Annotated in this window: 24 protein-coding genes and 1 pseudogene; 14 read left to right on the plus strand and 11 right to left on the minus strand. The window is 77.0% G+C overall.

Features of this window, described 5'->3' with window-relative positions; translation table 11 throughout:
- Positions 1-23 precede the first annotated feature (23 nt).
- Positions 24-4,805, minus strand: a complete 4,782-nt coding sequence (locus ACRYMN_RS12465; protein WP_432495539.1) for an ATP-dependent helicase — start codon at positions 4,803-4,805, stop codon at positions 24-26.
- Between the two features lie 176 nt (positions 4,806-4,981).
- Between ACRYMN_RS12465 and ACRYMN_RS12470 the strand changes: the two genes are divergently transcribed.
- The gene (locus tag ACRYMN_RS12470) at positions 4,982-5,203 is read left to right on the plus strand and encodes a DUF3046 domain-containing protein (protein WP_432495481.1); all 222 of its coding nucleotides are present in this window, start codon (positions 4,982-4,984) and stop codon (positions 5,201-5,203) included.
- Between the two features lie 28 nt (positions 5,204-5,231).
- Here the strand turns inward: ACRYMN_RS12470 and ACRYMN_RS12475 are convergent, their stop codons facing one another.
- Positions 5,232-6,200, minus strand: coding sequence for an SMP-30/gluconolactonase/LRE family protein (locus tag ACRYMN_RS12475; RefSeq protein ID WP_432495483.1), 969 nt, complete (start codon positions 6,198-6,200; stop codon positions 5,232-5,234).
- A gap of 291 nt (positions 6,201-6,491) precedes the next feature.
- Between ACRYMN_RS12475 and recA the strand changes: the two are divergent.
- The 3 genes and pseudogenes from recA to ACRYMN_RS12490 all read left to right on the plus strand — a co-directional run.
- Positions 6,492-7,526, plus strand: a pseudogene (gene recA / locus ACRYMN_RS12480) (recombinase RecA); the annotation flags it as partial.
- Positions 7,527-7,621: 95 nt separating this feature from the next.
- Positions 7,622-8,128: a regulatory protein RecX gene (locus ACRYMN_RS12485; RefSeq protein ID WP_432495541.1), complete on the plus strand. Its 507-nt coding sequence runs from the start codon at positions 7,622-7,624 to the stop codon at positions 8,126-8,128.
- Positions 8,129-8,190: 62 nt separating this feature from the next.
- Positions 8,191-8,487: a putative quinol monooxygenase gene (locus tag ACRYMN_RS12490; RefSeq protein ID WP_432495485.1), complete on the plus strand. Its 297-nt coding sequence runs from the start codon at positions 8,191-8,193 to the stop codon at positions 8,485-8,487.
- Positions 8,488-8,655: 168 nt separating this feature from the next.
- Here the strand turns inward: ACRYMN_RS12490 and ACRYMN_RS12495 are convergent, their stop codons facing one another.
- The 4 genes from ACRYMN_RS12495 to ACRYMN_RS12510 all read right to left on the minus strand — a co-directional run bounded on the left by ACRYMN_RS12495 (position 8,656) and on the right by ACRYMN_RS12510 (position 12,076).
- Positions 8,656-9,573, minus strand: coding sequence for an amino acid ABC transporter permease (locus ACRYMN_RS12495; RefSeq protein ID WP_432495487.1), 918 nt, complete (start codon positions 9,571-9,573; stop codon positions 8,656-8,658).
- Positions 9,570-10,220 carry an amino acid ABC transporter permease gene (locus ACRYMN_RS12500; RefSeq protein WP_432495489.1) on the minus strand — a complete coding sequence of 217 codons (651 nt, stop codon included), beginning with the start codon at positions 10,218-10,220 and terminating at the stop codon, positions 9,570-9,572. The genes ACRYMN_RS12495 and ACRYMN_RS12500 overlap by 4 nt, the downstream gene beginning before the upstream one ends.
- A gap of 99 nt (positions 10,221-10,319) precedes the next feature.
- The gene (locus tag ACRYMN_RS12505) at positions 10,320-11,219 is read right to left on the minus strand and encodes a glutamate ABC transporter substrate-binding protein (RefSeq protein ID WP_432495491.1); all 900 of its coding nucleotides are present in this window, start codon (positions 11,217-11,219) and stop codon (positions 10,320-10,322) included.
- Between the two features lie 71 nt (positions 11,220-11,290).
- Positions 11,291-12,076 (minus strand): amino acid ABC transporter ATP-binding protein, encoded by a 786-nt coding sequence (locus ACRYMN_RS12510; RefSeq protein ID WP_432495493.1) that lies wholly within the window; start codon positions 12,074-12,076, stop codon positions 11,291-11,293.
- Between the two features lie 108 nt (positions 12,077-12,184).
- Here ACRYMN_RS12510 and miaB point away from each other — a divergent pair, with 108 nt between their 5' ends.
- A complete protein-coding gene (miaB, locus tag ACRYMN_RS12515; RefSeq protein ID WP_432495495.1) occupies positions 12,185-13,741 on the plus strand; it encodes a tRNA (N6-isopentenyl adenosine(37)-C2)-methylthiotransferase MiaB in 1,557 nt (518 codons plus the stop codon).
- A 124-nt stretch (positions 13,742-13,865) separates the two neighbouring features.
- Here the strand turns inward: miaB and ACRYMN_RS12520 are convergent, their stop codons facing one another.
- Entirely contained in the window at positions 13,866-14,015 is a 150-nt protein-coding gene (locus ACRYMN_RS12520; RefSeq protein ID WP_432495497.1) for a hypothetical protein, read from the minus strand.
- Between the two features lie 28 nt (positions 14,016-14,043).
- Positions 14,044-14,367 (minus strand): antitoxin, encoded by a 324-nt coding sequence (locus ACRYMN_RS12525; RefSeq protein ID WP_432495499.1) that lies wholly within the window; start codon positions 14,365-14,367, stop codon positions 14,044-14,046.
- Between the two features lie 57 nt (positions 14,368-14,424).
- On the opposite strand from ACRYMN_RS12525, the gene miaA reads away from it, so the two are divergent.
- Both miaA and dapF read left to right on the plus strand, forming a co-directional pair.
- Positions 14,425-15,390 (plus strand): tRNA (adenosine(37)-N6)-dimethylallyltransferase MiaA, encoded by a 966-nt coding sequence (gene miaA, locus ACRYMN_RS12530; RefSeq protein WP_432495501.1) that lies wholly within the window; start codon positions 14,425-14,427, stop codon positions 15,388-15,390.
- Positions 15,387-16,349 (plus strand): diaminopimelate epimerase, encoded by a 963-nt coding sequence (gene dapF / locus ACRYMN_RS12535; RefSeq protein ID WP_432495503.1) that lies wholly within the window; start codon positions 15,387-15,389, stop codon positions 16,347-16,349. The genes miaA and dapF overlap by 4 nt, the downstream gene beginning before the upstream one ends.
- Positions 16,350-16,353: 4 nt before the next feature.
- On the opposite strand, the gene ACRYMN_RS12540 is transcribed toward dapF, so the two are convergent.
- On the minus strand, positions 16,354-16,986 hold the full coding sequence (locus tag ACRYMN_RS12540; RefSeq protein WP_432495505.1) for a class I SAM-dependent methyltransferase: 633 nt from the start codon (positions 16,984-16,986) through the stop codon (positions 16,354-16,356).
- Between the two features lie 129 nt (positions 16,987-17,115).
- On the opposite strand from ACRYMN_RS12540, the gene hflX reads away from it, so the two are divergent.
- The 3 genes from hflX (at position 17,116) to ACRYMN_RS12555 (ending at position 21,796) form a co-directional block, all read left to right on the plus strand.
- The gene (gene hflX, locus ACRYMN_RS12545) at positions 17,116-18,762 is read left to right on the plus strand and encodes a GTPase HflX (RefSeq protein WP_432495507.1); all 1,647 of its coding nucleotides are present in this window, start codon (positions 17,116-17,118) and stop codon (positions 18,760-18,762) included.
- Between the two features lie 260 nt (positions 18,763-19,022).
- Complete coding sequence (locus ACRYMN_RS12550; RefSeq protein ID WP_432495543.1) at positions 19,023-21,032, plus strand: ATP-dependent DNA helicase; 2,010 nt, start codon at positions 19,023-19,025, stop codon at positions 21,030-21,032.
- A gap of 95 nt (positions 21,033-21,127) precedes the next feature.
- On the plus strand, positions 21,128-21,796 hold the full coding sequence (locus ACRYMN_RS12555; RefSeq protein WP_432495509.1) for an aspartate/glutamate racemase family protein: 669 nt from the start codon (positions 21,128-21,130) through the stop codon (positions 21,794-21,796).
- A gap of 45 nt (positions 21,797-21,841) precedes the next feature.
- On the opposite strand, the gene lexA is transcribed toward ACRYMN_RS12555, so the two are convergent.
- Positions 21,842-22,564, minus strand: coding sequence for a transcriptional repressor LexA (gene lexA / locus ACRYMN_RS12560; RefSeq protein WP_432495511.1), 723 nt, complete (start codon positions 22,562-22,564; stop codon positions 21,842-21,844).
- A gap of 341 nt (positions 22,565-22,905) precedes the next feature.
- On the opposite strand from lexA, the gene ACRYMN_RS12565 reads away from it, so the two are divergent.
- The 3 genes from ACRYMN_RS12565 (at position 22,906) to ACRYMN_RS12575 (ending at position 25,046) form a co-directional block, all read left to right on the plus strand.
- Positions 22,906-23,412 carry a LysM peptidoglycan-binding domain-containing protein gene (locus ACRYMN_RS12565; protein WP_432495513.1) on the plus strand — a complete coding sequence of 169 codons (507 nt, stop codon included), beginning with the start codon at positions 22,906-22,908 and terminating at the stop codon, positions 23,410-23,412.
- Between the two features lie 174 nt (positions 23,413-23,586).
- The gene (gene nrdR, locus ACRYMN_RS12570; protein WP_432495515.1) at positions 23,587-24,081 is read left to right on the plus strand and encodes a transcriptional regulator NrdR; all 495 of its coding nucleotides are present in this window, start codon (positions 23,587-23,589) and stop codon (positions 24,079-24,081) included.
- A 59-nt stretch (positions 24,082-24,140) separates the two neighbouring features.
- Positions 24,141-25,046 (plus strand): proteasome assembly chaperone family protein, encoded by a 906-nt coding sequence (locus ACRYMN_RS12575; RefSeq protein ID WP_432495517.1) that lies wholly within the window; start codon positions 24,141-24,143, stop codon positions 25,044-25,046.
- A gap of 57 nt (positions 25,047-25,103) precedes the next feature.
- Here ACRYMN_RS12575 and ACRYMN_RS12580 read toward each other — a convergent pair whose 3' ends face one another.
- On the minus strand, positions 25,104-25,562 hold the full coding sequence (locus ACRYMN_RS12580; protein WP_432495519.1) for a pilus assembly protein CpaE: 459 nt from the start codon (positions 25,560-25,562) through the stop codon (positions 25,104-25,106).
- A gap of 133 nt (positions 25,563-25,695) precedes the next feature.
- Here ACRYMN_RS12580 and ACRYMN_RS12585 point away from each other — a divergent pair, with 133 nt between their 5' ends.
- On the plus strand, positions 25,696-26,073 hold the full coding sequence (locus tag ACRYMN_RS12585; protein ID WP_432495521.1) for a TraR/DksA family transcriptional regulator: 378 nt from the start codon (positions 25,696-25,698) through the stop codon (positions 26,071-26,073).
- The last annotated feature ends 21 nt before the right edge of the window (positions 26,074-26,094 follow it).

Consider the following 26,094-nt stretch of genomic DNA (forward strand, 5'->3'; position numbering starts at 1 on the left):
ACCCCGGCGGGGATGCGCGGGCCTCACGAGCGGATCCGCAGGCCGCGCGGGGTGGCGTGGAAGCCGGCGGACTCCAGCGCCGCGCCCAGCGGCGAGGCCGCCGAGAGCACCTCGGCGCCGTCGGCGCGCTCGACGGTCAGCCTGCCCAGCGCCCCGTCGCGCACCGCCAGGGCCAGCGCGTCCGCGGCCGGCTGCAGCACGTCCGGGTCCTGGCTCCAGGACAGCACCGTGCGCCCGCCGCGCTCGACGTACAGGCCCAGCTCGCCGTCGACGAGCACGACGAGCGCGCCGGCCTTGCGCCCGGGCCGGTGCCCGCTGACCCCGGCGCTCGCCTCCGGGCGCTCGGGCCACGGCAGCGCCGCGCCGTAGGGGTTGGCCGGGTCGGTGGCGGCCAGCACCAGCGCCCCGGGGCGGGCCTCGGCGCGCTCCTCGCGCTGCTGGGAGGGGCTGTGCCCGCCCAGCGGCCGGGAGGTGTCGCGCAGGCGGTCCACCGCGCCGGAGCCGGCGAACTGCGAGGCCCCCAGTCCCTCCACGAAGTACCCGCGCCGGGCCCGCCCGGCCTCCTCGAAGGCGGCCAGCACCCGGTAGACCGCGGCGAAGCCGCCAGGCACCCGCTCGGCGCCGACCGCGCCGCGGGTGAGCACCCCGTGCCGGTCCAGCAGCACCTCGGCGCCGGCGTGGGCGCGCAGCGTGGCGTCGGTCTCCACCTGCGGCAGCAGCGACCAGCGGCCCGCGGCCGACGGCGGCCCGCCGCGCGAGGGCAGCTCGGCGCCGCGCAGGCCCGCACCGGGGCGGCGCGCGGCGCCGTAGCGCGCGTAGCGCGAGCGGGGCGCCGCGCGCTTGGTGCGGTGCGCGGCGCGCCCGCCGCCGAGGCGGTTGCGCAGCGGGGCGAGGGTGTCGTTGGTCAGCCGCCCGGCCCACAGCAGGTCCCACAGCGCGGTCGTCAGCGCCACGTCGTCGGGGGAGCAGACCGCGTCGGACAGCGCGCGCAGGAAGAACGCCCCACCGCCCTCCAGGGCGCCCAGCACCGCGCGGTGCAGCTCGGTGTCCACGACCACCTCGGACTCGGCCGGGTCCGGCAGCGTCAGCGGCGCCAGGTCCGCCGGGTGCAGCGAGACCCACCCGTCGTCGCCGGGCAGGCTGCCGTGCCCGGCCCAGACCACCTCGCCGGCGGCCGTGAGCTCGTCGAGCATCGCGGGGGAGTAGTCCTCCACCCGCGAGGCGAGCACGAGCGGCTCCAGCGCGCTGGCCGGCACCACCGCCCCGGCCAGCTGCTCCACGGCGCGCAGCACCCCGTCCACCCCGCGCAGGCGCGAGCGCAGCCCGGTGCCCACGCCCTGCCAGGCGGGCAGGAAGCGGGCCAGGTCGCGCGGGGAGACCGGTTCGACGTCGGCGCGCAGCGCCGCCAGCGAGCGGCGGCGCAGCACCCGTAGCACGTCCGCGTCGCACAGCTCCAGACCCGTGCCCCCCGGGCGCAGCTCGCCCTCCACCAGCCGCCCGCTGGCCTGCAGGCGGCGCAGCGCGTCGTGGGCCACCGCCCGGCCCACGCCGAAGCGCGCCGCCGCCTGCACCACGGTGAACGGGCCGCGGGTGCGCGCGTAGCGGCCCAGCAGCTCGCCCAGGGGGTCGGCGACCGGCTCGGTGAACGCCTCGGGCACGCCCACCGGCAGCGGGGTGCCCAGCCCGTCGCGCAGCCGGCCGGCGTCCTCGATCGCGGCCCAGTGCTCGGCGCCGGCGATGCGCACGCGGATCGCGCGGCGCGACTCCTCCAGCGAGACCAGCCAGCGCGCCACCTCGCCCTCGGGCACCGTGACCGGCTCCTCGTCGGGCGCGGAGCGGCCGCTGCGCGCGGCGACCTCCGCGGTGGTCAGCGGCCCCAGCACGCGCAGCAGGTCCGCGACGTCCTCGGCGTCGGCGCAGCGGCGCGTGGGCGCCAGCCGCTGCAGCTCGGCCTCGGTGCGCTCGACCGCCTCCGGGTCCAGCAGGTCGCGCAGCGCCGCGCCCTCGCCGCGGCCGAGCAGCTCCGCCAGCAGGCTGGGGTCCAGCGCCAGGGCCGCGGCGCGCCGCTCGGCCAGCGGGGAGTCGCCCTCGTAGAGGAACTGCGCCACGTAGCCGAACATCAGCCCGCGCGCGAACGGCGAGGGCTGCTGCGACTCCACCTCCACCACGCGCACCGAACGGGCGGCGAGGTCGCGCATGAGCTGCTCCAGGCCCGCGACGTCGAAGACGTCCGAGAGGCACTCGCGCACCGTCTCCAGCACGATCGGGAAGCTGGCGAAGCGGCTGGCCACCTGCAGCAGCGAGGCGGCGCGCTGGCGCTGCTGCCACAGCGGCTGGCGCCTGCCGGGCTGGCGGCGCGGCAGCAGCAGCGCGCGCGCGGCGCACTCGCGGAAGCGGGCCGCGAACAGCGCCGAGCCGCCGATCTCGGCGGTCACCAGCTCGGCGACCTCCTGCGCCTCCAGCGCGATGAGGTCGGCCACCTCCGGGGCCTGCCCCTCGGGCAGGTCCACCTCCGGCAGGCGCAGCACGATGCCGTCGTCGGCGGGCATGGCCTGCACGTCCACCCCGAAGCGCTCGCGCATGCGCGCGCCCAGCGCCAGCGCCCAGGGGGAGTGCACCTGGCCGCCGAAGGGGGAGTGCACGCACACGCGCCAGTCGCCCAGCTCGTCGCGGAAGCGCTCGACGACGATCGTGCGGTCGTCGGGCACGTGGCGGGTGGCCTCCTGCTGCTCGGCCAGGTAGGCCACGAGGTTGTCGGTGGCCCACTCGTCCATGCCCGAGGCCAGCACCCGCTCGCGCGCGGCCGCGCCGGTGTAGCCGCCGTCCAGGGACCCCAGCTCGCGCACGAACGCGCCCAGCGCCCGGCCCAGCTCCGCCGGGCGGCCCAGCGCCTCGCCGTGCCAGAACGGCAGCCGGCCCGGCTGGCCGGGCGCGGGCGTGACGAGGACCCGGTCGTGGGTGATGTCCTCCACCCGCCACGCCGAGGAGCCCAGCGTGATGACGTCGCCCACGCGCGACTCGTAGACCATCTCCTCGTCCAGCTCGCCCACCCGCCGGCCCGGGCCCTCCCCGCCCGCCAGGAAGACGCCGAACAGGCCGCGGTCGGGGATGGTGCCGCCGCTGGTGACCGCCAGCCGCTGCGCGCCGGGGCGGCCGGTGAGGGTGTCGGTGACGCGGTCCCACACCAGGCGCGGGCGCAGCTCGGCGAACTCGTCGCTGGGGTAGCGGCCGGAGAGCATGTCCAGCACCGCCTCCAGCACCGCGCGCGAGAGCGAGGCGAACGGCGCGGCCCGGCGCACCAGCTCGTGCAGCTCCGGCACGCTCCACTCGTCCATGGCGACCATGGCCACGACCTGCTGGGCCAGCACGTCCAGCGGGTTCGCCGGCACCCGCAGCTCCTCGATGCGCCCGTCGCGCATGCGCTCGACGACCACGGCCGTCTGCAGCAGGTCGCCGCGGAACTTCGGGAACAGCACGCCGCGCGAGACGGCGCCGACCTGGTGCCCGGCGCGCCCCACGCGCTGCAGGCCGCTGGCCACGCTGGGCGGGGACTCCACCTGCACCACGAGGTCGACCGCGCCCATGTCGATGCCCAGCTCCAGGCTGGAGGTGGCCACCACCGCCGGCAGCCGGCCCGCCTTGAGGTCCTCCTCGATGAGGGAGCGCTGCTCCTTGGAGACCGAGCCGTGGTGGGCGCGCGCGAGCACCGGCGGCGCCCCGGCGGCCGCCCCCGCGCCGCCCATCAGCTGCGCGGGCGCGCCGCCGCGGGCCGCACCGGCGCCGCCGGTGGCCGCGGCGCCGCGCTCGTCGCCGTCGGACCCCTCCTCCTCGGCGTGCAGGCGCTCGTCCCACACCTCGTTCAGGCGCGCGGTCAGCCGCTCCGACAGCCGCCGGGAGTTGGCGAAGACCAGCGTGGAGCGGTGCTCGGCGACGAGGTCGACGATGCGCTCCTCCACGTGCGGCCAGATGCTCGCCCGGCGCGGGTCGCCGGCGGCCTGGCCGGTCAGGTCGTCCTCGTCGGCCGGGCCGCGCCCGGAGGAGTCCAGCTCGCTCATGTCCGGCACCGGCACCACGACGCGCAGGTCGAAGCGCTTGGTGGAGGGGGGCTGCACGACCGTCACCGGGCGCCCGCCGGAGACCCACTCGGCCACGGTGCGCACCGGGCGCACGGTCGCCGACAGGCCCACCCGCTGCGCCGGCTCGCCGCCGGCCGCGCTCACCAGCGCGTCCAGGCGCTCCAGCGACAGCGCCAGGTGGGCGCCGCGCTTGGAGCCGGCCATGGCGTGCACCTCGTCGAGCACGACGGTGCGCACGCCGCGCAGCTGCTCGCGCGCCTTGGAGGTCAGCAGCAGGAACAGCGACTCGGGGGTGGTGATGAGCACGTCCGGCGGGGTGCGGGTGAAGGAGCGCCGCTCGTCGGCGGGGGTGTCGCCCGAGCGCACGCCCACCCGCACGTCCGGCACGGGCAGGCCCAGGCGCTGCGCGGCCTGCCGGATGCCCGTCAGCGGGCTGCGCAGGTTGCGCTCGACGTCGACGGCCAGCGCCTTCAGCGGCGAGACGTACAGCACCCGGCAGCGCAGGTCGCGGTCCTCGGGCACCGGCTCGCCGGCCAGGCCGTCCAGCGCCCACAGGAACGCCGAGAGCGTCTTGCCCGAGCCGGTGGGCGCCACCACCAGGGCGTGCTGCCCGCGGCTGACGGCGTCCCAGGCGCCCAGCTGCGCGGGCGTGGGCGCCTCGAAGGCGCCGGTGAACCAGGCGCGCGTGGCCGGCGAGAAGCGGGCCAGCACCTCCTGCGCGGCAGGCACCGCCCCGTCCGGGGCGCCGGGCCGCTCGTCCGGCCCCGTGCCGCGGTCCGCGCCCTGCGCGCTGGTGCTCTCGGGGGCGGGGCGCGCGGCGCGGGGGGACATGCACCCATCCCAGCACCCGGCCCCGACACGTGCCCGCCCGCGACGGCCGCGCGGCCGCGTGGCACCCTGCCCGCGTGCGAGTCAGCGAGTTCTGGACCCTGGTGGAGGACGAGTTCGGCGCCGCCTACGGGCGCTCCCTCGCGCACGACCAGGTGCTGCTCGCGCTGGGCGACCGCACCCCGCTGCAGGCCCTGGACGCCGGTGAGGACCCCAAGCGGGTGTGGCTGGCGCTGTGCGACGCCATGGACGTGCCGCCGCAGCGGCGCCTGGGCCGGGACCGCCCGCCCCGGCGCTGACCGCCGGCGCCCGCGGCCCGGGGGCGGCTCACAGCCACCACAGCCCGGCGCCGGTGACCCGCGTGCGCAGCCGGTACAGGCTCGTGGAGGCCGCCACGAACACGTCGCGGCCCTGCGGCCCGCCGAAGCACAGGTTGGCGACCACCTCGCCGACGACGACCTCCAGCAGGCGCGCGCCGTCCGGGGCCAGGACCGCCACCGAGTCGCCGTCGGAGGTCCACACGCGCCCCTCGACGTCCACCCGGAAGCCGTCGGCCAGGCCGCGGCGCGCCGTGGCCAGCACGCGGCCGTTCTTGGCCACCGGGCCGCCCGGGCGCGCTCGCGGCCCGCGCCCGCCCGGCGTGCCGCGGCGCACGTCGTAGGCGCGGATCAGCCGGTTCGAGCCGGAGCCCGGCACGGGGGCGGCGGAGGTGTCGGCCACGTACAGCAGCGACTCGTCGGGGGAGAACGCCAGGCCGTTGGGCTCCTCCACGTCCGCGACGACGACGCGCAGCTCGCCGGTGGCCGGGTCCAGGCGGAAGACGTGGTTGTCCCCGTACTCGCGCGCGCCCTCGTGGCCCTCCACGGGCACGCTGATGCCGTACGGCGGGTCGGTGAACCACACGGCGCCGTCGGAGGCGACCACCACGTCGTTGGGCGAGTTCAGGCGCGCGCCGGCGAAGGAGTCGGCCAGGACCGTGGTCGAGCCGTCGTGCTCGCGCCGCTCGACCGAGCGCCGCCCGTGCGAGCAGAAGACCTCCCGGCCCTCGCGGTCCAGGGTCCGCCCGTTGGTGAAGCCCGCGCGCTCGCGCTCCACGCGCAGCCCGCCGGCCTCGTCCCAGCGCAGCACCCGGTCGCCGGGGATGTCGCTGAGCACCACCGCCCCCTCGGCCGGCAGCCACAGCGGGCCCTCGGCCCACGTGCTGCCGCTGCCGAGGTGCTCCAGGCGCGCGCCGTCGGCCACCAGGCCGCGGCCGCGCTCGTCCAGGACCACGGGGTGGCCCGGGCTGCCGTCCACGCGCTCCCCCTCGCTGCTCGCCGGGCCCGCCGCGCGGCGGGGTGGCCGCAGCGTAGGCGAGCGCGCACCCGCGCCCGCCCCGACGCGCCCGACGCGCCCGGCGCGCCGAGGGCTGCGCGTCGAACACCTGTACGGATATCATCGCGGGTGTTCCACAGGGGGCCGTCCGGTCCCGCCCTCCACACCCGGGCCCGCGGGCCGGGGTCGTGTCGGAGGCGGGTCGTAGCGTTCCCCGGGTCGGAAGAACACACCGGGCCGAAGCTGTCGGCCACCCCTACCCGAGGTGAGGACATGCCCGCTCCTGCGGACCGCGAGAAGGCCCTCGAATCCGCCCTGGCCGCGATCGACAAGTCGTTCGGCAAGGGTTCCGTCATGCGCCTGGGCGACGACACCCGCCCGCCCATCGAGGTCATCCCCACGGGAGCCATCTCCCTGGACATCGCCCTGGGCATCGGCGGCCTGCCGCGCGGGCGCGTCGTGGAGATCTACGGGCCGGAGTCGTCCGGCAAGACGACCGTGGCCCTGCACGCCGTGGCCAACGCCCAGCGCGCCGGCGGCATCGCCGCCTTCATCGACGCCGAGCACGCCCTGGACCCCGACTACGCCGCCAAGCTGGGCGTGGACACCGACGCCCTGCTGGTCTCCCAGCCGGACACCGGTGAGCAGGCGCTGGAGATCGCGGACATGCTGATCCGCTCCGGTGCGCTCGACATCATCGTCATCGACTCCGTCGCCGCGCTGGTGCCGCGCGCCGAGATCGAGGGTGAGATGGGCGACAGCCACGTCGGCCTGCAGGCCCGCCTCATGTCGCAGGCCCTGCGCAAGATCACCGGTGCGCTCAACCACTCGGGCACCACGGCGATCTTCATCAACCAGCTGCGCGAGAAGATCGGTGTGATGTTCGGCTCGCCGGAGACCACGACCGGCGGCAAGGCGCTGAAGTTCTACGCCTCGGTGCGCATGGACGTGCGCCGCATCGAGACGCTCAAGGACGGCACCAACCCCGTCGGCAACCGCACCCGCGTCAAGGTCGTCAAGAACAAGGTCAGCCCGCCGTTTAAGCAGGCCGAGTTCGACATCCTCTACGGCCAGGGCATCTCCCGCGAGGGCAGCCTGATCGACCTCGGCGTCGAGCACGGCTTCGTGCGCCGCTCCGGCGCCTGGTACACGTACGAGGGCGACCAGCTGGGCCAGGGCAAGGAGAACGCCCGCGCCTTCCTGCGCGACAACCCCGACCTCGGCGACGAGATCGAGAAGCGCATCAAGGAGAAGCTCGGCATCGGCGCACGCCTCGACGCGCCGGCCGAGGCCGAGGCCGAGCCCGCGGTGACGTTCTGAGCCCAGACCCGCGCGGTCGGCGGCCCCCCGGTCCGGACGAGAACCCGGACCGGGAGGCCGACCCGCACGACGTCGCCCGCACCATCGCGCTGCGGCAGCTGACGATGGCGCCGCGCACGCGCGCCCAGCTCGCCGAGAAGATGGCCGCCAAGGACGTGCCCGAGCAGGTCGCCACCGACGTGCTCGACCGCTTCGAGGAGGTCGGCCTCGTCGACGACGGCGCCTTCGCCGAGGCGTACGTGCACGCGCGCAGCCGCCACCGCGGCCGGCGCGCCCTGGCGCAGGAGCTGCGCCGCAAGGGCGTGGACGAGCAGACCGCCCGCGAGGCGCTGGAGGGCGTCGACGACGCCACCGAGGAGCAGGCGGCGCGCGAGCTGCTGCGCCGCCCCCTGGCCGCCAGCCGCGGCCTGGAGCGCGCCGCCCGCCAGCGCCGCCTCGCCGGCGTGCTGGCCCGGCGCGGCTACCCGCCCGGCCTGGTGGTGAGGCTGGTGCGCGAGGCGCTCGGCGAGGACGAGGCCGCGGAGGCCGACGGGGCCGACCAGAGCGCCGAGGCCCACGAGCCCGACGAGGCCGCCGAGGCGCTGCGCTGATCCCGGCGGGCGCTCGCACCGGTGCCTGGCTAGCCTCCCCGCACACCCCACGAGGAGGACCCGTGAGCATCACGTCCCTGCTGGAACTGCGCCTGAAGCCCGAGGCCGTCGCCGACGCCCCGGCCGTCCTGACCGAGACCCTCGAGGCCACCCGGGCCTTCGAGGGCAACCTGGGCGTGGACGTCCTGCGGGACACCGCCGACGAGACCCACCTGGTGCTCGTGGAGCGCTGGGCGTCGCTGGAGGCCGACGACGCCTACCGCGCGTGGCGGCAGACCCCCGAGGGCGCTTCCCGCCTGGGGGAGCTGGTCGCGGCGCCCCCGGTCCTCACGCGCCTGAGCCTCGAGGGCGGGATCTGAGCCGCACCCCGGCGACGCGCGCAGGGGCGCCGCGCACCCGAGCGGTGCACGGCGCCCCTGCCCGCATCGAGCTCGTCCCCGCGCTGCTCGTGCCCGCGCTCCTCGTCCCCGCGCTGCTCACCGCCCCCGCTGCGGTGGCAGCGGTAGGAGCCGTCGAGGGAGCCGTCCTCAGAACCGCGTGCTGGTCGCCCGGCCGGTCGCGTCCGCGCTGCCGTCCACCGGGCCGCCCGGGGCGACGGCGGGGGTGCGCCCGCGTCGGCTCCCGCCGCCCAGCCGTCGCTGCACCAGCTTGGCCAGCTGCTCGAGCAGCAGGTTGATGGCGATGTAGATCAGCCCGATGACGAAGTACGTCTGCAGCGGGTTGTCCAGGAAGCCGCGCAGCTGGTCCGCCACCCGGCCCAGGTCGTCGATCTGCGAGAGCACGATGCTCGCCAGCGCGGTGTCCTTGAGGATGACGACGAGCTGGCTGATGAGGGCCGGCAGCATCGCGCGCACCGCCTGCGGCAGCTGCACCAGGCGCATGACCTGCCCGCGGGTCAGGCCCACGGCCAGACCCGCCTCCACCTGCCCCCTGGGCAGCGAGAGGATCCCGGCCCGCACGACCTCGGAGATGATGACGGAGTTGTAGAGCGTCAGGGCGATGACCAGCGTGGTCTCGGAGTCGCGGTAGATGCCCAGCGCCCGCATGAGCACGTCGACGTAGAGGATCGTCACGATCACCGGCAGGCCGCGCAGCAGCTCCACGACGGCCACGAGCGGCACGCGCCCGTAGCGCCCCAGGCTCAGGCGGGCCGCGGCCAGCACCAGCCCGATGACCACGGACAGAACCACCGCGATCGCGGCCGCGCGCAGCGTGACGACCAGCCCCTCGCCGATGCGCCGCCACACGGCGGGGAAGTTCTCGTCGGAGGGGTCGACCAGCGGGGCCCACAGCTCCGCGTCGAACTGCCCGCGCTCGGCCAGGCGCAGCGCCACGAGCACCAGCACGACCGCGAGCACCAGGCCCGCGACGACGCTGGCGACGAGGGTGCGGCGCCGGGCGCGGGGGCCGGGGGCGTCGAAGAGGACGGCGGTGGGGGCGCTCACCGGGCCACCGCCGTGCGCCGCTCGAACAGGGCCAGCAGGGCGCTCGCGCTGAGGGTCATGACCAGGAACCCGATCGCCATGCCGGTGATGACGGGCAGCGCCGGGTAGCCGAAGGCGCTGGTGAGCCGGTTGTAGACGCTGAAGAGGTCCCCGCCCACGCCGAGCGCGCCGACGACGGCCGAGTTCTTGATCATCGCGATGACCACGTTGCCGACCGGGGGCACCACCGCGCGCAGCGCCTGCGGCAGCACCACCAGCCGCAGCGTCTGCGCGAACGTCAGGCCGATCGAGCGGGCCGCCTCGGCCTGCCCGGCCGGCACGGTCGCCACGCCCGAGCGCACCGCCTCGCAGACGAAGGCGGAGGTGTAGAGGACCAGCCCCACCACGCCGAACGCGTAGAAGGACAGGTTCACGCCCGCGGCGGGGATGCCGAAGGCCATCGTGAACAGCACGATCGCCAGCGGGGTGTTGCGCAGCCACGTGACGTAGAAGGCGCCGAAGGCGCGCAGCACCGGCACGGGGGAGATGCGGAAGACCGCGAGCACGGTGCCCCACACGAGGCTGCCCAGCAGCCCCCAGGCGGCGATGCCCAGCGAGCGCAGGAAGCCGCTCGCGAACAGGTCGAGGTTCTCGAGGACGGGGTCCACGGGGTGGGGCCTCCCGGGGTGGGGCGCGGAGGGGGACGGCGGCCACGTCGTCGGGGCCGCCGTCCGCCCCCGCGCGGCGGGGGCGTCTGCCGGGTCGGGTCAGACGCAGGGGTCGGGCTCGGGCAGCTGGGGCACCTCGGTGCCCTCGTACTGCCCGGCCGTCGACGTCCAGGCCTCCTCGTACGCGCCGTCGTCGGCCATCTGCTGCAGCGCGTCGTTGATGAACTCGCAGAAGGCGGTGTCGCCCTTCTCGATGCCGATGCCGTAGGGCTCCTCGGTGAACTGCTCGCCGACGAGCTTGAACTGGCCCTCGTTCTCGGCCACGTAGCCGGTGAGGATGACGTTGTCGGTGGTCAGCGCGTCGACCTGGCCGTTCTGCATGGCGGTGACGCAGTCGTCGTAGACCTCGAACGTCGTCAGCTGGTCGGGGCTGGCCAGGTACTGGCGGATGTTCTCCGCCGGGGTCGAGCCGGTCACCGAGCACACCTGCACGTCCGGGTTGACCGCCAGGTCCTCGGGGCCGTTGATGGTCGTGTTGTCCGCGTTGACCATGATCTGCTGGCCGGCCACGTAGTACGGGCCGGCGAAGGTGATCCGCTCCCGGCGCCGGTCGTTGATGGTGTAGGTGGCCACGACCATGTCCACGTCGCCGTTGGCGATGAGGTCCTCGCGCCGGGCGCTGGGGGCCTCGACCCACTCGATGTCCTCCGGCGCGATGCCCAGCTGTCCGGCGACGTGCTCGGCGACCGTGACGTCGAAGCCCTCGGGGGTGCCCTCGAGGTTGGCCAGGCCGAAACCGGGCTGGTCGAACTTCGTGCCGACGGTGATGGTGCCCGCCTGCTGGATCTCGGCCATCGTCGTGCCGGCCTCGAAGGACGCGCTGGGCTCCACGCTGGGCTCGGGCGCCTCGCCGGTGGAGGCGTCCTCACCGCCGCAGGCGGTGAGGACGAGCAGGGCGCTCACCGTGGCGGCCACGCTCGCGCCGCGGGTCTTCCTCATGGGGTCCTCCTGGAGTGGGTCGGTGCGCGGGAGTGGTGCGCGGGGGTCGTGCGCGGGGTCGTGCGCGGGGGTCAGTGCGTGAGGATCTTGGACAGGAAGTCCTTGGCGCGCTCGTGCCGCGGCGCGGTGAAGAAGGTCTCCGGCTGGGCGTCCTCGAGGATCTGCCCGTCGGCCATGAAGACGACGCGGTCGGCGGCCCGGCGGGCGAAGCCCATCTCGTGGGTGACCACGACCATGGTCATGCCGGACCTGGCCAGCCCCGTCATGACGTCGAGGACCTCGTTGATCATCTCCGGGTCCAGCGCGGAGGTCGGCTCGTCGAAGAGCATCACGCGCGGCTCCATCGCCAGCGCCCGGGCGATGGCCACGCGCTGCTGCTGACCGCCCGAGAGCTGCGCGGGGTACTTCTCGGCCTGGTTCGCCACGCCGACGCGCTCGAGCAGCGCGTCGGCGCGCTTCCGCGCCTCCGCGGCGCTGGCCCCGCGCGCCTTCACCGGGCCGAGCGTGACGTTCTCGCGCACCGTCTTGTGGGCGAAGAGGTTGAAGGACTGGAAGACCATGCCGACGTCGGCGCGCAGCTTCGCCAGCGCCCTGCCCTCCGCCGGCAGCTCCTCGCCGTCGATGGTGATGCGGCCGGAGTCGATCGTCTCCAGCCGGTTGATCGTGCGGCACAGCGTCGACTTGCCCGAGCCGGAGGGCCCGATGACGACGACGACCTCGCCCTCGGCGACCGTCAGGTCCACGTCGCGCAGCACGTGCAGGGCGCCGAAGTGCTTGTCGACGTGCTCCAGCCGCACCAGCGGCCGGCGCGCGGGTGCTGCGCCGGACGGGCCGGTGGCCGCGGAGGGGTCACTCATGCGGCCAGAACGTACAGGTACCGCGCACGGTGCCCACCGGACGGGCACGCTCGTGGGCACATCGTGATCCGAGCGTGACGTACCGGCGGTGACCTACCCTGGAGCGCGATGAGCACGCCCACCGTCCCCCGCACGACCGGCCCGCTGAGCGCGCCGGTCCAGGCCGAGGCGCGGGCCGCCGAGCCCGCCGCGCGCACCTACCAGGTGCGCACCTTCGGCTGCCAGATGAACGTCCACGACTCCGAGCGCCTGTCCGGGCTGCTGGAGGACGCCGGCTACGTCCGCTTCGACGAGGCCGGCGACGGCTCCGCCGAGCCGGACGTCGTCGTCTTCAACACGTGCGCGGTGCGCGAGAACGCCGACAACAAGCTCTACGGCAACCTCGGCCACCTCGCGCCCGTCAAGGAGCGCCGCCCCGGCATGCAGATCGCCGTCGGCGGCTGCCTGGCGCAGAAGGACCGCGGCGAGATCGTGCGCAAGGCGCCCTGGGTGGACGTCGTCTTCGGCACCCACAACGTCGGCTCGCTGCCGGCGCTGCTCGAGCGCGCCCGCCACAACGCGAAGGCCCAGGTGGAGATCCTGGAGTCGCTGGAGGTCTTCCCCTCCACGCTGCCCACGCGCCGCGAGTCGCCCTACGCGGCGTGGGTGTCCATCTCGGTGGGCTGCAACAACACGTGCACGTTCTGCATCGTGCCCTCGCTGCGCGGCAAGGAGAAGGACCGCCGCCCCGGCGACGTGCTCGCCGAGGTCGAGGCGCTGGTCTCCGAGGGCGTGCTCGAGGTGACCCTGCTGGGGCAGAACGTCAACACCTACGGCGTGGAGTTCGGCGACAAGCTCGCCTTCGGCAAGCTGCTGCGCGCCACCGGCGGCGTCGCCGGCCTGGAGCGGGTCCGCTTCACCAGCCCGCACCCCTCCAGCTTCACCAGCGACGTCATCGACGCCATGGCCGAGACGCCCAACGTCATGCCGAGCCTGCACATGCCGCTGCAGTCCGGCTCCGACCGCGTGCTCAAGGCGATGCGCCGCTCCTACCGGCGCAGCCGCTTCCTGTCGATCCTCCAGGAGGTGCGCGGGCGCATCCCGGACGCGGCGATCACCACCGACATCATCGTCGGCTTCCCCGGCGAGACCGAGGAGGACTTCCGGCAGACGCTGGAGGTCGTCGAGCAGGCGCGCTTCACCAGCGCCTTCACCTTCCAGTACTCCCCGCGCCCGGGCACCCCGGCGGCCACCATGGGCGAGCAGGTGCCCAAGGCGGTGGTGCAGGAGCGCTACGAGCGGCTGACCGCGCTGCAGGACGAGATCGCGTACGCGGAGAACCGCGCGCAGGTCGGGCGCACCCTGGAGGTGCTCGTCGCCGAGGGCGAGGGCCGCAAGGACGCCGAGACCCGCCGGCTGTCCGGGCGCGCCCCGGACAACCGCCTCGTGCACTTCTCGCTGCCCGGGGGCGCGCAGGCCCCGCGCCCGGGCGACGTGGCGACCGTGACGATCAGCCGCGGCGCCCCGCACTACCTCGAGGCCGACGCCACCGACGCCTTCGCCGTGCGCCGCACCCGCGCCGGCGACGCGTGGGAGGCGCGGCAGGCGCGCCCGGCCGCCGCGGACGCGGCCCCGGCCGGCCCGCGCCCGGTGGGCCTGGGCCTGCCCACGATCAGGAGGCGCTGAGCGCCACGACGACCCCGGCGGCCGAGCAGCACGAGGGCCCCGCACCGCGAGGTGCGGGGCCCTCGTGCCTCGCGCAGCGCCCCCGTCGCGCTCAGGGAGCGCTCACGTAGTGCTCAGGGAGCGCTCACAGCGGCGGCACGCCCGGTCCCGGCCCGGGCCCGGGCTCCGGGCCCGGTTCCGGCAGCGGCGGCTCGCCGGGCGTGCCCGGCTGCGGCACCGGGCTGGGCGGGACCGGCGGCTCCAGCGGTCCCGGCGCGGGGGTGGGGATGCTCACCTGCTCCTCCTCCTGCGACCCGTGCCGCTCAGCGGACGGGGCCGGACATCGGCGTGCCCTCGGTGCGGGTGCCCCCGCGCATGGGCGTGCCCCAGCCGTCGAAGCCGGGGCGCACGCCCGCGGCGCGCTGCCAGCCGGTCTGCGCCACCCGCTCCACGCGCTCCAGGGGGCCGGCGTAGCGGCCCTCGGTGCGCTCGTTGAGGAAGGTCGTCGCCCTGCGGATGACCGTGTCGGCCTGCTGGGAGTGCTGGCCGGCGAACTGGCCGGCGCGGGTGCGCGCCTGCTCGGCGGCCACGCGCGCCTGCCCGACCGCCTCGTCGAGCTTCAGCCCGAGGTACTTCATGGTGCCCACGGCGTCTCCTCCCGTCCTCGCGTCCGTGCAGCGCCCACTCTCTGCCACCATCGGCGCGTGGTCCAGTCCAGGTCACCGCGCGAGGGCGCGGCCGCCGCCCCGGTCGTGGCGGTCGTCGGCCCCACCGCCTCGGGCAAGTCGGACGTGGCCGTGGCCCTGGCGCAGCTGCTGCCCGGCGGGGCGGAGGTCGTCAACGCCGACGCCATGCAGCTGTACCGCGGCATGGACGTGGGCACCGCCAAGCTGAGCGCGGCGCAGATGCGCGGGGTGCCGCACCACCTGCTCGACGTCCTGGACGTCACCGAGGGCGCGGACGTGGCCACCTACCAGCGCCTGGCGCGCGCGGCGTTCGACGACGTCGCCGCCCGCGGGCGCACCCCGCTGCTCGTGGGCGGCTCGGGGCTGTACGTGCGCGCCGCGCTGGACGAGATGCGCTTCCCGGGCACCGACGCGGCGGTGCGCGCCCGCTGGGAGGCTCGCCTGGCCGAGGTGGGTCCCGAGCGCCTGCACGCGGAGCTGGCCGCGCGCGACCCGGGCGCGGCCGAGCGCATCCTGCCCAGCAACGGCCGCCGCCTCGTGCGCGCCCTGGAGGTCGGCGAGCTGACCGGCGGGCCGTTCGCCGCCTCGCTGCCCGAGCAGCGCTACGCGCGCCCGGCCGTGCAGGTGGGCCTGGCCGTGCCGCGCGAGCAGCTCGACGCGCGCATCGACGCGCGGGTGCGGCGCATGTGGGACGCCGGGCTCGTCGAGGAGGTGCGCGCCCTGGCGCAGCGGGGCCTGCGCGCCGGGCCCACCGCCTCGCGCGCCCTGGGCTACGCGCAGGTCCTCGACGCCCTGGACGGGACGAGCACCGAGGAGGGGGCCGCGGAGCTGACCGCGCGCCTGACGCGCCGCTTCGCGCGCAAGCAGGAGTCGTGGTTCCGCCGCGACCCGCGCGTGCGCTGGGTGCCCGCCCCCGACGGCGCGCAGCCCGAGGAGCTGGCCCGGCGGGTGCTGGAGGTGCTGGCCGTAGAGTCGGCCGCGTGAGCGAGAGCACCACCGAGGGCGTGCGCTTCGTCAAGGGCCACGGCACCGAGAACGACTTCGTCCTCGTCGCCGACCCGCGCGGCGCCTGGCAGCCGTCCCCGGCCGTCGTGGCGCGCGTGTGCGACCGCCGCGCCGGCCTGGGCGCCGACGGGCTGATCCGGGTCGTGCGCTGCGACGCGCTGCCCGAGGGCGCGGCGCTGGCCGGCGAGGCGCAGTGGTTCATGGACTACCGCAACGCCGACGGCTCGATCGCCGAGATGTGCGGCAACGGCGTGCGCGTCTTCGCCGAGTTCCTGCTGCGCGAGGACCTGCTGCCGGCGGGCGCCGGCGACGGCCGCTGGTTCGCGGTGGGCACCCGCGCGGGCGTCAAGCGCCTGCGCCGCGAGCCCGACGGGCGCTGGACGGCCGACATGGGCCCGTGGCGCCTGAGCGGCGGCGAGCGCGCCCTGGCGGACGGCTCGGACGCGCTGGTCTCCGTGGCCGGCCTGGGCGTGGTGCGCCCCGCCCTCTCCCTGGACCTGGGCAACCCGCACACCGTCGTCGCCCTCGCCGAGGAGGGCGAGCTGGAGGAGGCGGACCTGCTGCACGCCCCGCAGGTGCAGCCCGAACCGCCGCACGGCACCAACGTCGAGCTCGTCGTGCCGCTGCTGGCCGTGGACGTCACCGGCGACCACGTCGCCGACATCGGCGACGTGCGCATGCGCGTGCACGAGCGCGGCGTGGGCGAGACGCGCTCGTGCGGCACGGGCGCGTGCGCGGCGGCGCTGGCCACCCGCGCCTGGGCCGGGCCCGGCGCGCCGGACGTGTGGCGGGTGGAGGTGCCCGGCGGGGAGGTCGTCGTCACCGTGGGGGAGGGCTCGAGCCTGGTGGCCGGCACGGTGTGGCTGACCGGCCCGGCCGTGCTCGTGGCCGCCGGCGCCCTGGCGCCCGAGCTGGTCGCCGAGCCCGTCCCCGCCTGAGCGCTCAGCCGCGCCGGACGGTGAGGACCCGGAACCCCTTGACCGAGGCGGTGCGCTCCGTGCTCGCGCCCGGCAGCACCGCCGGCAGCCGCTCGTCCAGCCAGCGGTGCAGCGAGTCCGCGCCGAGGTTGCGCTGGACCACCAGGTGCGCCTCGCCGCCGGGCGCCAGGCGCGGCAGCCAGCGCAGCAGCAGCTCGTGCAGCGCCTCCTTGCCCACCCGGATGGGCGGGTTGGACCACACCCGCTCGAAGACCACGTCGGCCGGCACCGCGTCGGGCAGCTCGGCGCGCACCGGCACGCCCAGCCGCTGCGCGTTGCGCCGCACCAGGTCCAGGGCGCGCTCGTTGACGTCCACCGCCCACACCCGCCGGCGCGGCTGGCGCAGCGCCAGCGTCAGCGCCACCGGGCCCCAGCCGCAGCCCAGGTCGAGCACGTCGCCGCCCGCGGCCGGCTCGTCGGGCACCAGCGGCAGCAGCACCGAGGTGCCCGGGTCCAGGCGCTCGGCGCTGAAGACGCCGCGGGCGGTCTCGACGACCACCGGCCGGCCGGCCAGCTCGACGCCGATCTCGCGCCGCTCGTCCGGGGAGGCGGGCCGGGCGGTGAAGTAGTGCTCGTCGTCCGCTCGCGCGCTCGCCACGGCCCCGAGCGTAGGGCGCCGCCGGGTCGCCGCCGGACGCGCCCGCGCGGAATCCCGTGGACCGCGCGGTCGTTGATGAGGATGCTGGTCCCCTCGAGCCCGTCAGGGGCAGCACGACCTGGGAGGTCCATGAACCACCGCTCTTCGCCGGTCCAGCCGTCCGCGACGCAGCCGTCGCCGACCGGCACCGGGGACGACGTGCGCACCAGCGCGCAGGACGCCCCCCGCGCCGTGGACCGCGACGCAGACTTCGACCGCGCGCTGGCCCGCATCCTCGCCGGGCACGACGGCGCGGACCGCGAACCGGCCCGGCACGACTCCCCCCGGCACGACCCCGTGGACCTCGACGGCGGGTCCCGGGCCGAGCGCAGCGACGCCGGGCGCAGCGACTACGACGGCGACCAGCTCGACCTGGCCGACCGCCGCGCCCTGCGCCGCGCCGCCGGGCTGTCCACCGAGCTCGCCGACGTCACCGAGGTCGAGTACCGCCAGCTGCGCCTGGAGCGCGTCGTCCTCGCGGGCGTGTGGTCCAGCGCCGGCTCCAGCCGCGAGGAGGCCGAGGTCTCCCTGCAGGAGCTGTCGGCCCTGGCGGCCACCGCCGGCTCGGACGTCCTCGCCGGCGTCCTGCAGCGCCGCTCCACCCCCGACCCGGCCACCTACCTCGGCGCGGGCAAGGCGGCCGCCCTGGCCGACCTCGTCGCCGCCGAGGGCGCCGACACCGTGGTGTGCGACGGGGAGCTGTCCGCGTCCCAGCGCCGCGGGCTGGAGGACATCGTCAAGGTCAAGGTCGTCGACCGCACGGCCGTGATCCTCGACATCTTCGCCCAGCACGCCAAGAGCCGGGAGGGCAAGGCGCAGGTCGAGCTCGCCCAGCTCGAGTACCTGCTGCCGCGCCTGCGCGGCTGGGGCGAGTCGATGTCCCGCCAGGCCGGTGGCCGCGTCGCCGGCGGCGCCGGCATCGGCTCGCGCGGTCCCGGTGAGACGAAGATCGAGCTGGACCGCCGCCGCATCCGCTCCCGCATGGCCAAGCTGCGCCGGGAGATCCGCGGCATGGGCACGGCCCGCGACGCCAAGCGCTCCCTGCGCGTGGCGCGCGCGGTGCCGTCGGTGTCCATCGCCGGGTACACCAACGCCGGCAAGTCCTCGCTGCTCAACCGCCTCACCGGGGCGGGCGTGCTCGTCGAGGACGCGCTGTTCGCCACCCTGGACCCCACGGTCCGGCGCGCGCAGACGCCCGAGGGGCGCCCGTACACGCTGGCCGACACGGTCGGGTTCGTCCGGCAGCTGCCGCACCAGCTGGTGGAGGCGTTCCGCTCCACCCTGGAGGAGGTCGGCGAGGCCGACCTGGTCCTGCACGTGGTCGACGGCTCGCACCCCGACCCCGAGGGCCAGCTGGCCGCGGTGCGCTCGGTGCTCGCCGAGGTCGGCGCCGACAAGGTGACCGAGCTCGTCGCGATCAACAAGGCCGACGTGGCCGACCCCGAGGTGCTGCAGCGGCTGCTGGCGCGCGAGCGCGGTGCCGTGGTCGTCTCCGCCCGCACGGGCGAGGGGATCGAGCGGCTGCGCGAGCGCCTCGCGGAGGAGCTGCCCGTGCCGGACGTGCAGCTGGAGGTGTGCGTGCCCTACGACCGCGGCGAGCTGGTCCACCGCGTGCACACCACCGGTCAGGTCCTCGCCGAGGAGCACACCGGCACCGGTACCCGGCTGCTCGCGCGGGTGCGTCCGCGCCTGGCGGCCGAGCTGGAGCCGTACCGGCTCAGCGCCGCGCGCGCCTGAGCCCTGCGCCGAGCGCCGGTGGCCGCACCCGCGGCCGCCGGCGCTCGCGCGTGCGGGCGACCGCGCGCGCGGCGGGGGTGTGGACGGCGCCGCGCCGCGCCGCCGCGTGGACGGCGTCCGCCGGTGTCGGCGGCGTCGGCGAGGATGTGCCGGTGAGCGCGCCGAGCACCGAGCAGGTCCACGAGGACGCCCCCGTGGAGACCGGCGGGCCCGGCGGGGCCGACGCGCCCGGCGGGGCCGCCGGCGGCGACGGCGGTGAGGTGGACGGGCCCGAGGCCGCCGACCTGCTCGACGCCGTCGTGGCCGCGCTCGGCGGGCAGCACCGCGAGGGGCAGGCCCGCATGGCGCAGGCCGTCACCGGCGCCGTGCGCGACAAGCGCCACCTGCTCGTGCAGGCCGGCACCGGCACCGGCAAGTCCATGGCCTACCTGGTGCCCGCCGTCGCGCACGCCGTGCACGCCGGCTCCCGCGTGGTCGTCACCACCGCCACCCTGGCGCTGCAGGCGCAGGTCGTCGAGCGCGACCTGCCCCGCCTGGCGCGGGCGCTGGCGCCCGCCCTGGGGCGCGAGCCCACCTGGGAGCTGCTCAAGGGCCGCGCCAACTACGCGTGCCGCAACAAGCTCGACGGCGGCTTCCCCGCCGAGGAGGCGGCCCTCTTCGACGTGGCCGCCCCCGCTCCCGACGCGCCCGGCGCGGGTGCGCCCGACGCGGGCCGGCTGGGCCGGGAGGTGGTGCGGCTGCGCGAGTGGGCCGCGCGCACCCGCACCGGCGACCGCGACGAGCTCGACCCCGGCGTCAGCGACCGCGCCTGGCGGCAGGTGTCCGTCTCCGCGCGCGAGTGCCTGGGCGCGCAGCGCTGCCCGGTGGCCGCCGAGTGCTTCTCCGAGCGGGTGCGGGCCCGGGCCAGGGAGGTCGACGTCGTCGTCACCAACCACGCCATGACCGCCATCGACGCCCTGGAGGGCTCCGGGCAGCTGCTGCCCGAGCACGACGTCCTCGTCGTCGACGAGGCCCACGAGCTGGCGGACCGCGTCACCGCCGTGGCCACCGCCGAGCTCTCCGGCGCCGTCGTCGCCGCCGCCGCGCGCCGGCTGCGCCGCTCCTCCGGCGTGGTCGGCGAGGCCCTGGAGGACGCCGGGGCCGCGCTGGAGGCGGCGCTGGAGGAGGCGCCCCCCGGGCGCCTGGAGCGCTGGCCCGGAGCGCTGGCCGCGGCCGTGACCGCGGTGCGCGACGGCGCGCGCACCGCGCTGAGCGACCTGCGCACCGCCACCGAGGGCGCGGCGAAGGAGGAGGACGCGGAGTCGCGCGGGGCCCGGCACCTGGCGCGCGCCGCCGTGCAGGAGGTCTTCACCGTCGCCGAGCGCCTCGCCGCGGGCTCCGAGCACGACGTCGCCTGGGTCGGCGGCGGCGGTGGGCCGGGCGGTCGCGCGCCGTCCCTGCACGTGGCGCCGCTGTCGGTGGCCGGGCTGCTGCGCGAGCGGGTCTTCACCGAGCGCACCGTGGTGGCCACCAGCGCCACCCTGACCCTGGGCGGCTCCTTCGAGCCGGTAGCCGGCGCCTTCGGCCTGCGCGCCGGCGCGCGCGAGCAGGGCGCGTGGACGGGCGTGGACGTGGGCAGCCCCTTCGACTACGCCCGCCAGGGCATCCTCTACGTCGCCCGCCACCTGCCGGCGCCCGGCCGCGCGGGCACGCCCGAGGCGGTGCTGGAGGAGCTGGCCGCGCTGCTCGACGCCGCCGGGGGGCGCACCCTGGGGCTGTTCTCCTCGCGCCGCGCCGCCGAGGAGGCCGCCGCTGCGGTGCGCGCGCGCACCGGGCGCACCGTGCTGTGCCAGGGCGAGGACCGCCTGCCGCGCCTGGTGCGGCGCTTCACCGACGAGGCGGCCACCTCGCTGTTCGGGACGATGTCGCTGTGGCAGGGCGTGGACGTGCCCGGCCCCAGCTGCCAGCTCGTCGTCATCGACCGCATCCCCTTCCCGCGCCCGGACGACCCGCTGATGGCGGCGCGGGCGCGCGCGGCCGACGCCGCCGGCGGCAACGGGTTCCTGTCGGTCTCCGCCGCGCACGCGGCCGTGCGCCTGGCGCAGGGCGCCGGCCGGCTCGTGCGCGCCGCCGAGGACCGCGGCGTCGTCGCCGTGCTCGACGCGCGGCTGGCCACCGCCCGCTACGGCGGCTTCCTGCGCCAGAGCCTGCCGGGCTTCTGGCCCACCACCGACGGCGAGGTGGCCCGCCAGGCGCTGCGCCGGCTGGACGCGGCTGCGCCGCGCGGGTGAGGGTCCGGCCAGCCGCCGGGGCCGTGCGGGTGGGGGAGTGTGTCGATCGTGCGACGCCCCTGCCCCCGGGCGCCGCGGGCTGGCATCCTCCCTGCGTGCCCACCGTCGGCTTCCTGCACACCGCCCACGCGCACGTGCGCACCTTCCGCGAGCTGCTGGGTCAGCGTGACGACACCGTCGAGGACCGGCACCTGGTGGACACCGGGCTGCTGGCCTCCGCGCGCGAGCGCGGCACCGCCGCGGTGCGCGGTGCGCTCGCCGACCGGCTGCGCCGCCTGGTCGCCGAGGGCGCCGACGTGGTCGTGGGCACCTGCTCGGAGACCGGCGGGGAGGCCGAGCGCGTCGGCGCCGAGCTGGGCGTGCGGGTGCTGCGCGTGGACCGGCCGATGGCCGAGGCCGCGGTGCTGGCCGGGCGGCGCATCGCGGTCGTCAGCTCCCTGGACGGCGCCGCCGACCAGCTGCGCCCGCTGCTGCGCGAGTCGGCCGACGCCACCGGCCGCGACGTCGAGCTGGTCGACGTGCGCTGCCCGGACACCTGGTCCGCCTTCGAGTCCGGCGACCTGGTGACCTACGCCACCGGCGTGGCCGACGCGGTGCGCCGGGCGGTGCGGGCGCTGCAGCCGCCGGTGGACGTCGTCGTCCTGGCCCAGGCGAGCATGGTCGGCGCCGCGCCGCTGCTGCGCGACCTGCACGTGCCGGTGCTCACCTCCCCGCGCCTGGCCGTCGAGGCCGCCGTGGAGCTGGTCGTGCCCGTCGGGCGCTGACGGGCGCCGGCGCGCCGGCACCCCGCGGGCGCCGGCGCGGGCGGCTCACAGGCTGCGCAGCACCGCCGTCACCCGGCCCAGGACGGTGGCGTCGTCGCCGTCGATGGGCTGGTACAGGTCGTTGCGCGGCAGCAGCAGCACGTGCCCGTCGCGGCGCTGGAGCACCTTGACGGTGGCCTCGCCGTCGATCATGGCCGCCACGACGTCGCCGTTCTCGGCGGTGGGCTGCTGGCGCACCACGACCCAGTCGCCGTCGCAGATGGCCGCGTCGACCATCGAGTCGCCCACCACGCGCAGCATGAAGTGCCGGCCCGCGCCCACCAGCTGCGCGGGCAGCGGGAAGACCTCCTCGACGAGCTGCTCGGCCAGCACGGGCGCGCCGGCGGCGATGCGCCCGACGACGGGCACGTACGTGACGGCGGGGCGCTCGTCGGCGGTGGTGGCCGCGTCGGCGGTGAGCACGCCGTGCCCCGGGCCGGGGGTGACGACCTCCAGCGTGCGTGGGCGGCGCGGGTCCTTGCGCAGGTGGCCCAGCCGCTCGAGCGTCTTGACCTGGTGGGCCACGCTGCTGGGGCTGGTCAGGCCGACGGCCTGGCCGATCTCGCGCATGCTCGGCGGGTAGCCGCGGCGCTCGACCGCCTCGCGGATCGTCTCGAGCACGCGGCGCTGGCGCGCGGTCAGCCCGGCGCCGTCCAGCGGCCCGTCGGGCAGCGCGTGCACCGACGCGCCGGTGCCCTCGTCCGCGGTCCCGTCCCGCACGTCGTCCACGCCCACTCCCCACGTCCGCCGGCCGCGGCGTCCCGCGGCTGCCCCGACGCTACCGCCGCCGCCCCACGGCCTCAAACAGGTGTTCGAACGTGTCGCGCGGCGCGCCGGTGCGCGGCCGGTGCGGTGGTGGGGCCCCGGTCGCGGAGCCCGGCGTCGCGGCCCGGTGTCGGGGGCGGGTGGCACGGTGCCTCCCGCACCCCGGTCCGGACCGCGGCGGCGCACCGGCCCACCGGCGCGCGCAGCACCGCCGGGGCTTGCGCACCACCGGCGCTCCGGTGGTAGAACAGCCCCGCCCGTTCGAACACCCGTTCGAACGGGCTCCCGAGCAGGAGGTCCTCGCCGTGAGCAGCACCGCCCTCGCCTGGCCCGCGCCCCGCACCCTCCCGCGCGCACCCCGCACCCTCCCGCGCGCACCCCGGCGCGCCCCGCTCGCCCTCGTTCCGGCCGCGGTCCCCGCGCAGGTCCCCGCCGCCGTCCCCGCCGCCGTCCCCGCCGCCGTCCGCGCGCCGGTCCGGAGGCCGGCCGCCCGCGGCCCGCTGCGCCTGACGCGCCGCGGCCGGCTGGCGCTGACGTGCACGGCCGCCGGTGCCCTGGGCGGTGCGGTGCTGGCGGCGGTCGCCGCCGCCGGGCCCGGTGCGGCCGGTGCTCCCGGCGGTGCCCCGGCCCCCGCCCCGCGCCCGGTCGCGGCGGTGACGGTGCTGCCCGGGCAGACGCTCTCGCAGATCGCGGCGGACCTGGCTCCCGGTCGCGACTGGCGCGAGGTGGCCGCCCGCATCGCCGACGCCAACGACCTGCCCTCGCAGGCCCTGCGCGCCGGCCAGCGGCTGGTCCTGCCCGACCTGCGCTGAGGGCGGGCCGGCGTGGCCGCCGAGGGGTGCGGCGCCGGGCGGCTTGCCGCCGCCGCCGCGGGCGACGTACCGTCAGCGCACGATCCGGAGCCCGGGCTGCGCGCGGGTCCCGCCCCGGCCGCCCGGGCCGACGGCGGCGCCGGCGCTCCCGGGGTCGCGTGGGAGGAAGCTGCGGTGCACTGCCCGTTCTGCCGGCACGCCGATTCGCGCGTCGTCGATTCACGGACGACGGAGGACGGCAGCAGCATCCGCCGCCGCCGCCAGTGCCCGAACTGCTCCAAGCGCTTCACCACTCTGGAGACCGCGAGCCTGTCCGTGCTCAAGCGCTCCGGGGCGAGCGAGCCGTTCAGCCGCGCGAAGATCGCCAGCGGTGTGCGCAAGGCCTGCCAGGGCCGTCCCGTGAGCGAGGACGACATCGCCCTGCTGGCGCACCGCGTCGAGGAGGCCGTGCGCGCCCAGGGCGCCGCGGAGATCGACGCCCACCAGGTCGGCCTGGCCACGCTGCCGTTCCTGCGCGAGCTCGACGAGGTCGCCTACCTGCGCTTCGCGTCGGTGTACCAGGCGTTCGACTCCCTGGCCGACTTCGAGGCCGCCATCGAGCAGCTGCGCGCCGAGCGCGCCGCGGAGCTGGAGCGCGCGGCGGGGGAGCCGGCGGCCGCCCGCGGCTGAGGCGCGCCGCGGCAGCACCCTGCCGGGCCGCGCCACCGGGGCGGGGCGAGAATGTGCCCATGCTGGATCCCGCGTCGCTGTACACCCTCGAGGACGAGCTGCCGCCCCTCGTCGAGGCCCACCTCGTCGTGGCCCTGTCCGGCTTCGTCGACGCGGGCGGGGCGGTGCGCCTGGCCGTGCAGCACCTGCGCGGCGTGTGCGAGCACCGCGTCGTCGCCACGTTCGACGTCGACCAGCTGCACGACTACCGCGCGCGGCGGCCCCTGATGACCTTCAGCGGCGACCGCTGGGAGGACGTCGACTCGCCGGTGCTGCGGGTGGAGGTGCTGCGCGACCCGGAGGGCTCGGCGCTGCTGCTGCTGCACGGCCCGGAGCCGGACGTGCAGTGGGAGCGGTTCGTGCGCGCGGTGTGGCAGCTGGCGGACCGCCTCGGCGTGGTGCACACCACCGTGCTCAGCGCCGCGCCCACCGCCGTGCCGCACACCCGCCCCAGCGGGGTGACGGCCAGCGCCACCCGACCGGAGCTGCTGGAGGGCTTCCGCACCTGGGACGTCGAGGCGCAGGTGCCCGGCCACGCCGCCGCGCTGCTGGCCCTGCGCGGCGGGCAGAGCGGTCACGACGTGCTCTCCGTGCTCGCCCACGTGCCGCACTACCTCGCCGGCAACGAGTACCCCGACGCCGCCGCGGTGCTCGTGCGCACCATCGCCGGCGTCACCGGGCTCTCGCTGCCGGTGCAGAGCCTGCAGGAGGCCGCCTCGGCCACGCGGGTGGAGGTCGACGCCCAGGTCGCTGACTCCGCCGAGGCCGCCGCCGTGGTGCGCGCCCTGGAGGAGCAGTACGACGCCCAGGGCGACGAGGGCCGCGGCACGGGCGCGGCGGAGGCGTTCCTGCCCACCGCCGACGAGCTGGGCGCGGAGTTCGAGCGCTTCCTGGCGCGGCAGGAGGACGAGCCCGGCACCGAGTGAGGCGCCCGGCGGGCTGCCCGGGGCGCGACGGGGGGCGCCGGGTGCCGGGCGGGGCGCTCAGGTGGTGGCGGCCGTGGAGCCGGTGGTGCCGGTGCTGCCGCCCGGCGCGCCGGAGAGGTGGTGCAGCAGCGCGCGCCCGTAGGCCTCCGCGGGGTCGGCCGCCTCGAAGGCGTCGGCGCCGTGCTCGTCCAGCAGCAGCACCCGGTGCACGACCGCGTCGCCGACGTCGCGGCGCTCCAGGCGCGTGAAGCGCTCCCCGAGCAGCTCGCGCAGCTGGTGCTCGGCCGGCAGCCAGCACGCCTCCGGCTGGTCGACGGAGTCCAGCGCCCACTCGGTGGTGCCGTTGAAGCCGATGATCCGCCCCGTGGGGTGGTCGTGGACCTCCACCGTCATGTCGCTGAGGGTGAAGACGTCCTCGTCCATGCCGCGGTGCGGGATGACGAACCGGTCGCCCGGCGCCGGGTGCCACTCCAGGCCGGCGGCCTTCAGCTGCAGCGCGAGGTCGACGGGGATCACCGCTCCAGCATGGCCCGGCCCCGCCGCGCCCGCGAGGCGACGCCCGGCCCCGCCGTGCCGGGCGGCCCGGGGCGGGGTAGACACGTGCCCTGCACCGCCGCGGCCACGACCGGCACGGCGGGTGGGCGGCTCCGTGGGCACGGCGCCCGGCGGGCACGAGGAGGGGACGGACGAGATGGACACGCAGGTCGCGCGCGAGCGGCTGCTGGAGATGCGGCGCGAGCTGCAGGGGACGATCGAGGGCATCACCTCGCGGATGGAGTCCGGCGCCACCGCGGACCTGCCCACGGGCGGGCACGACTTCGGCGACGAGGGCGCCCACGAGCAGCAGGCCGCCGAGCAGGAGGGGCTGCTGGACGGCGCCCGGCGCCGCCTGGACAGCGTCGAGGACGCGCTCAAGCGCATCGAGGACGGCACCTACGGCGTCTCGGTGGTCTCCGGCAAGCCGATCCCGGACGAGCGCCTGGAGGCGCGCCCCGACGCGGCGACGCTGGCGGGCGAGGAGCTCTAGCCCCGCGCGCCCCGGTGCCCC

Origin of the sequence: Kineococcus gypseus (genome assembly GCF_050871305.1) — a bacterium.
Classification (GTDB): domain Bacteria; phylum Actinomycetota; class Actinomycetes; order Actinomycetales; family Kineococcaceae; genus Kineococcus; species Kineococcus gypseus.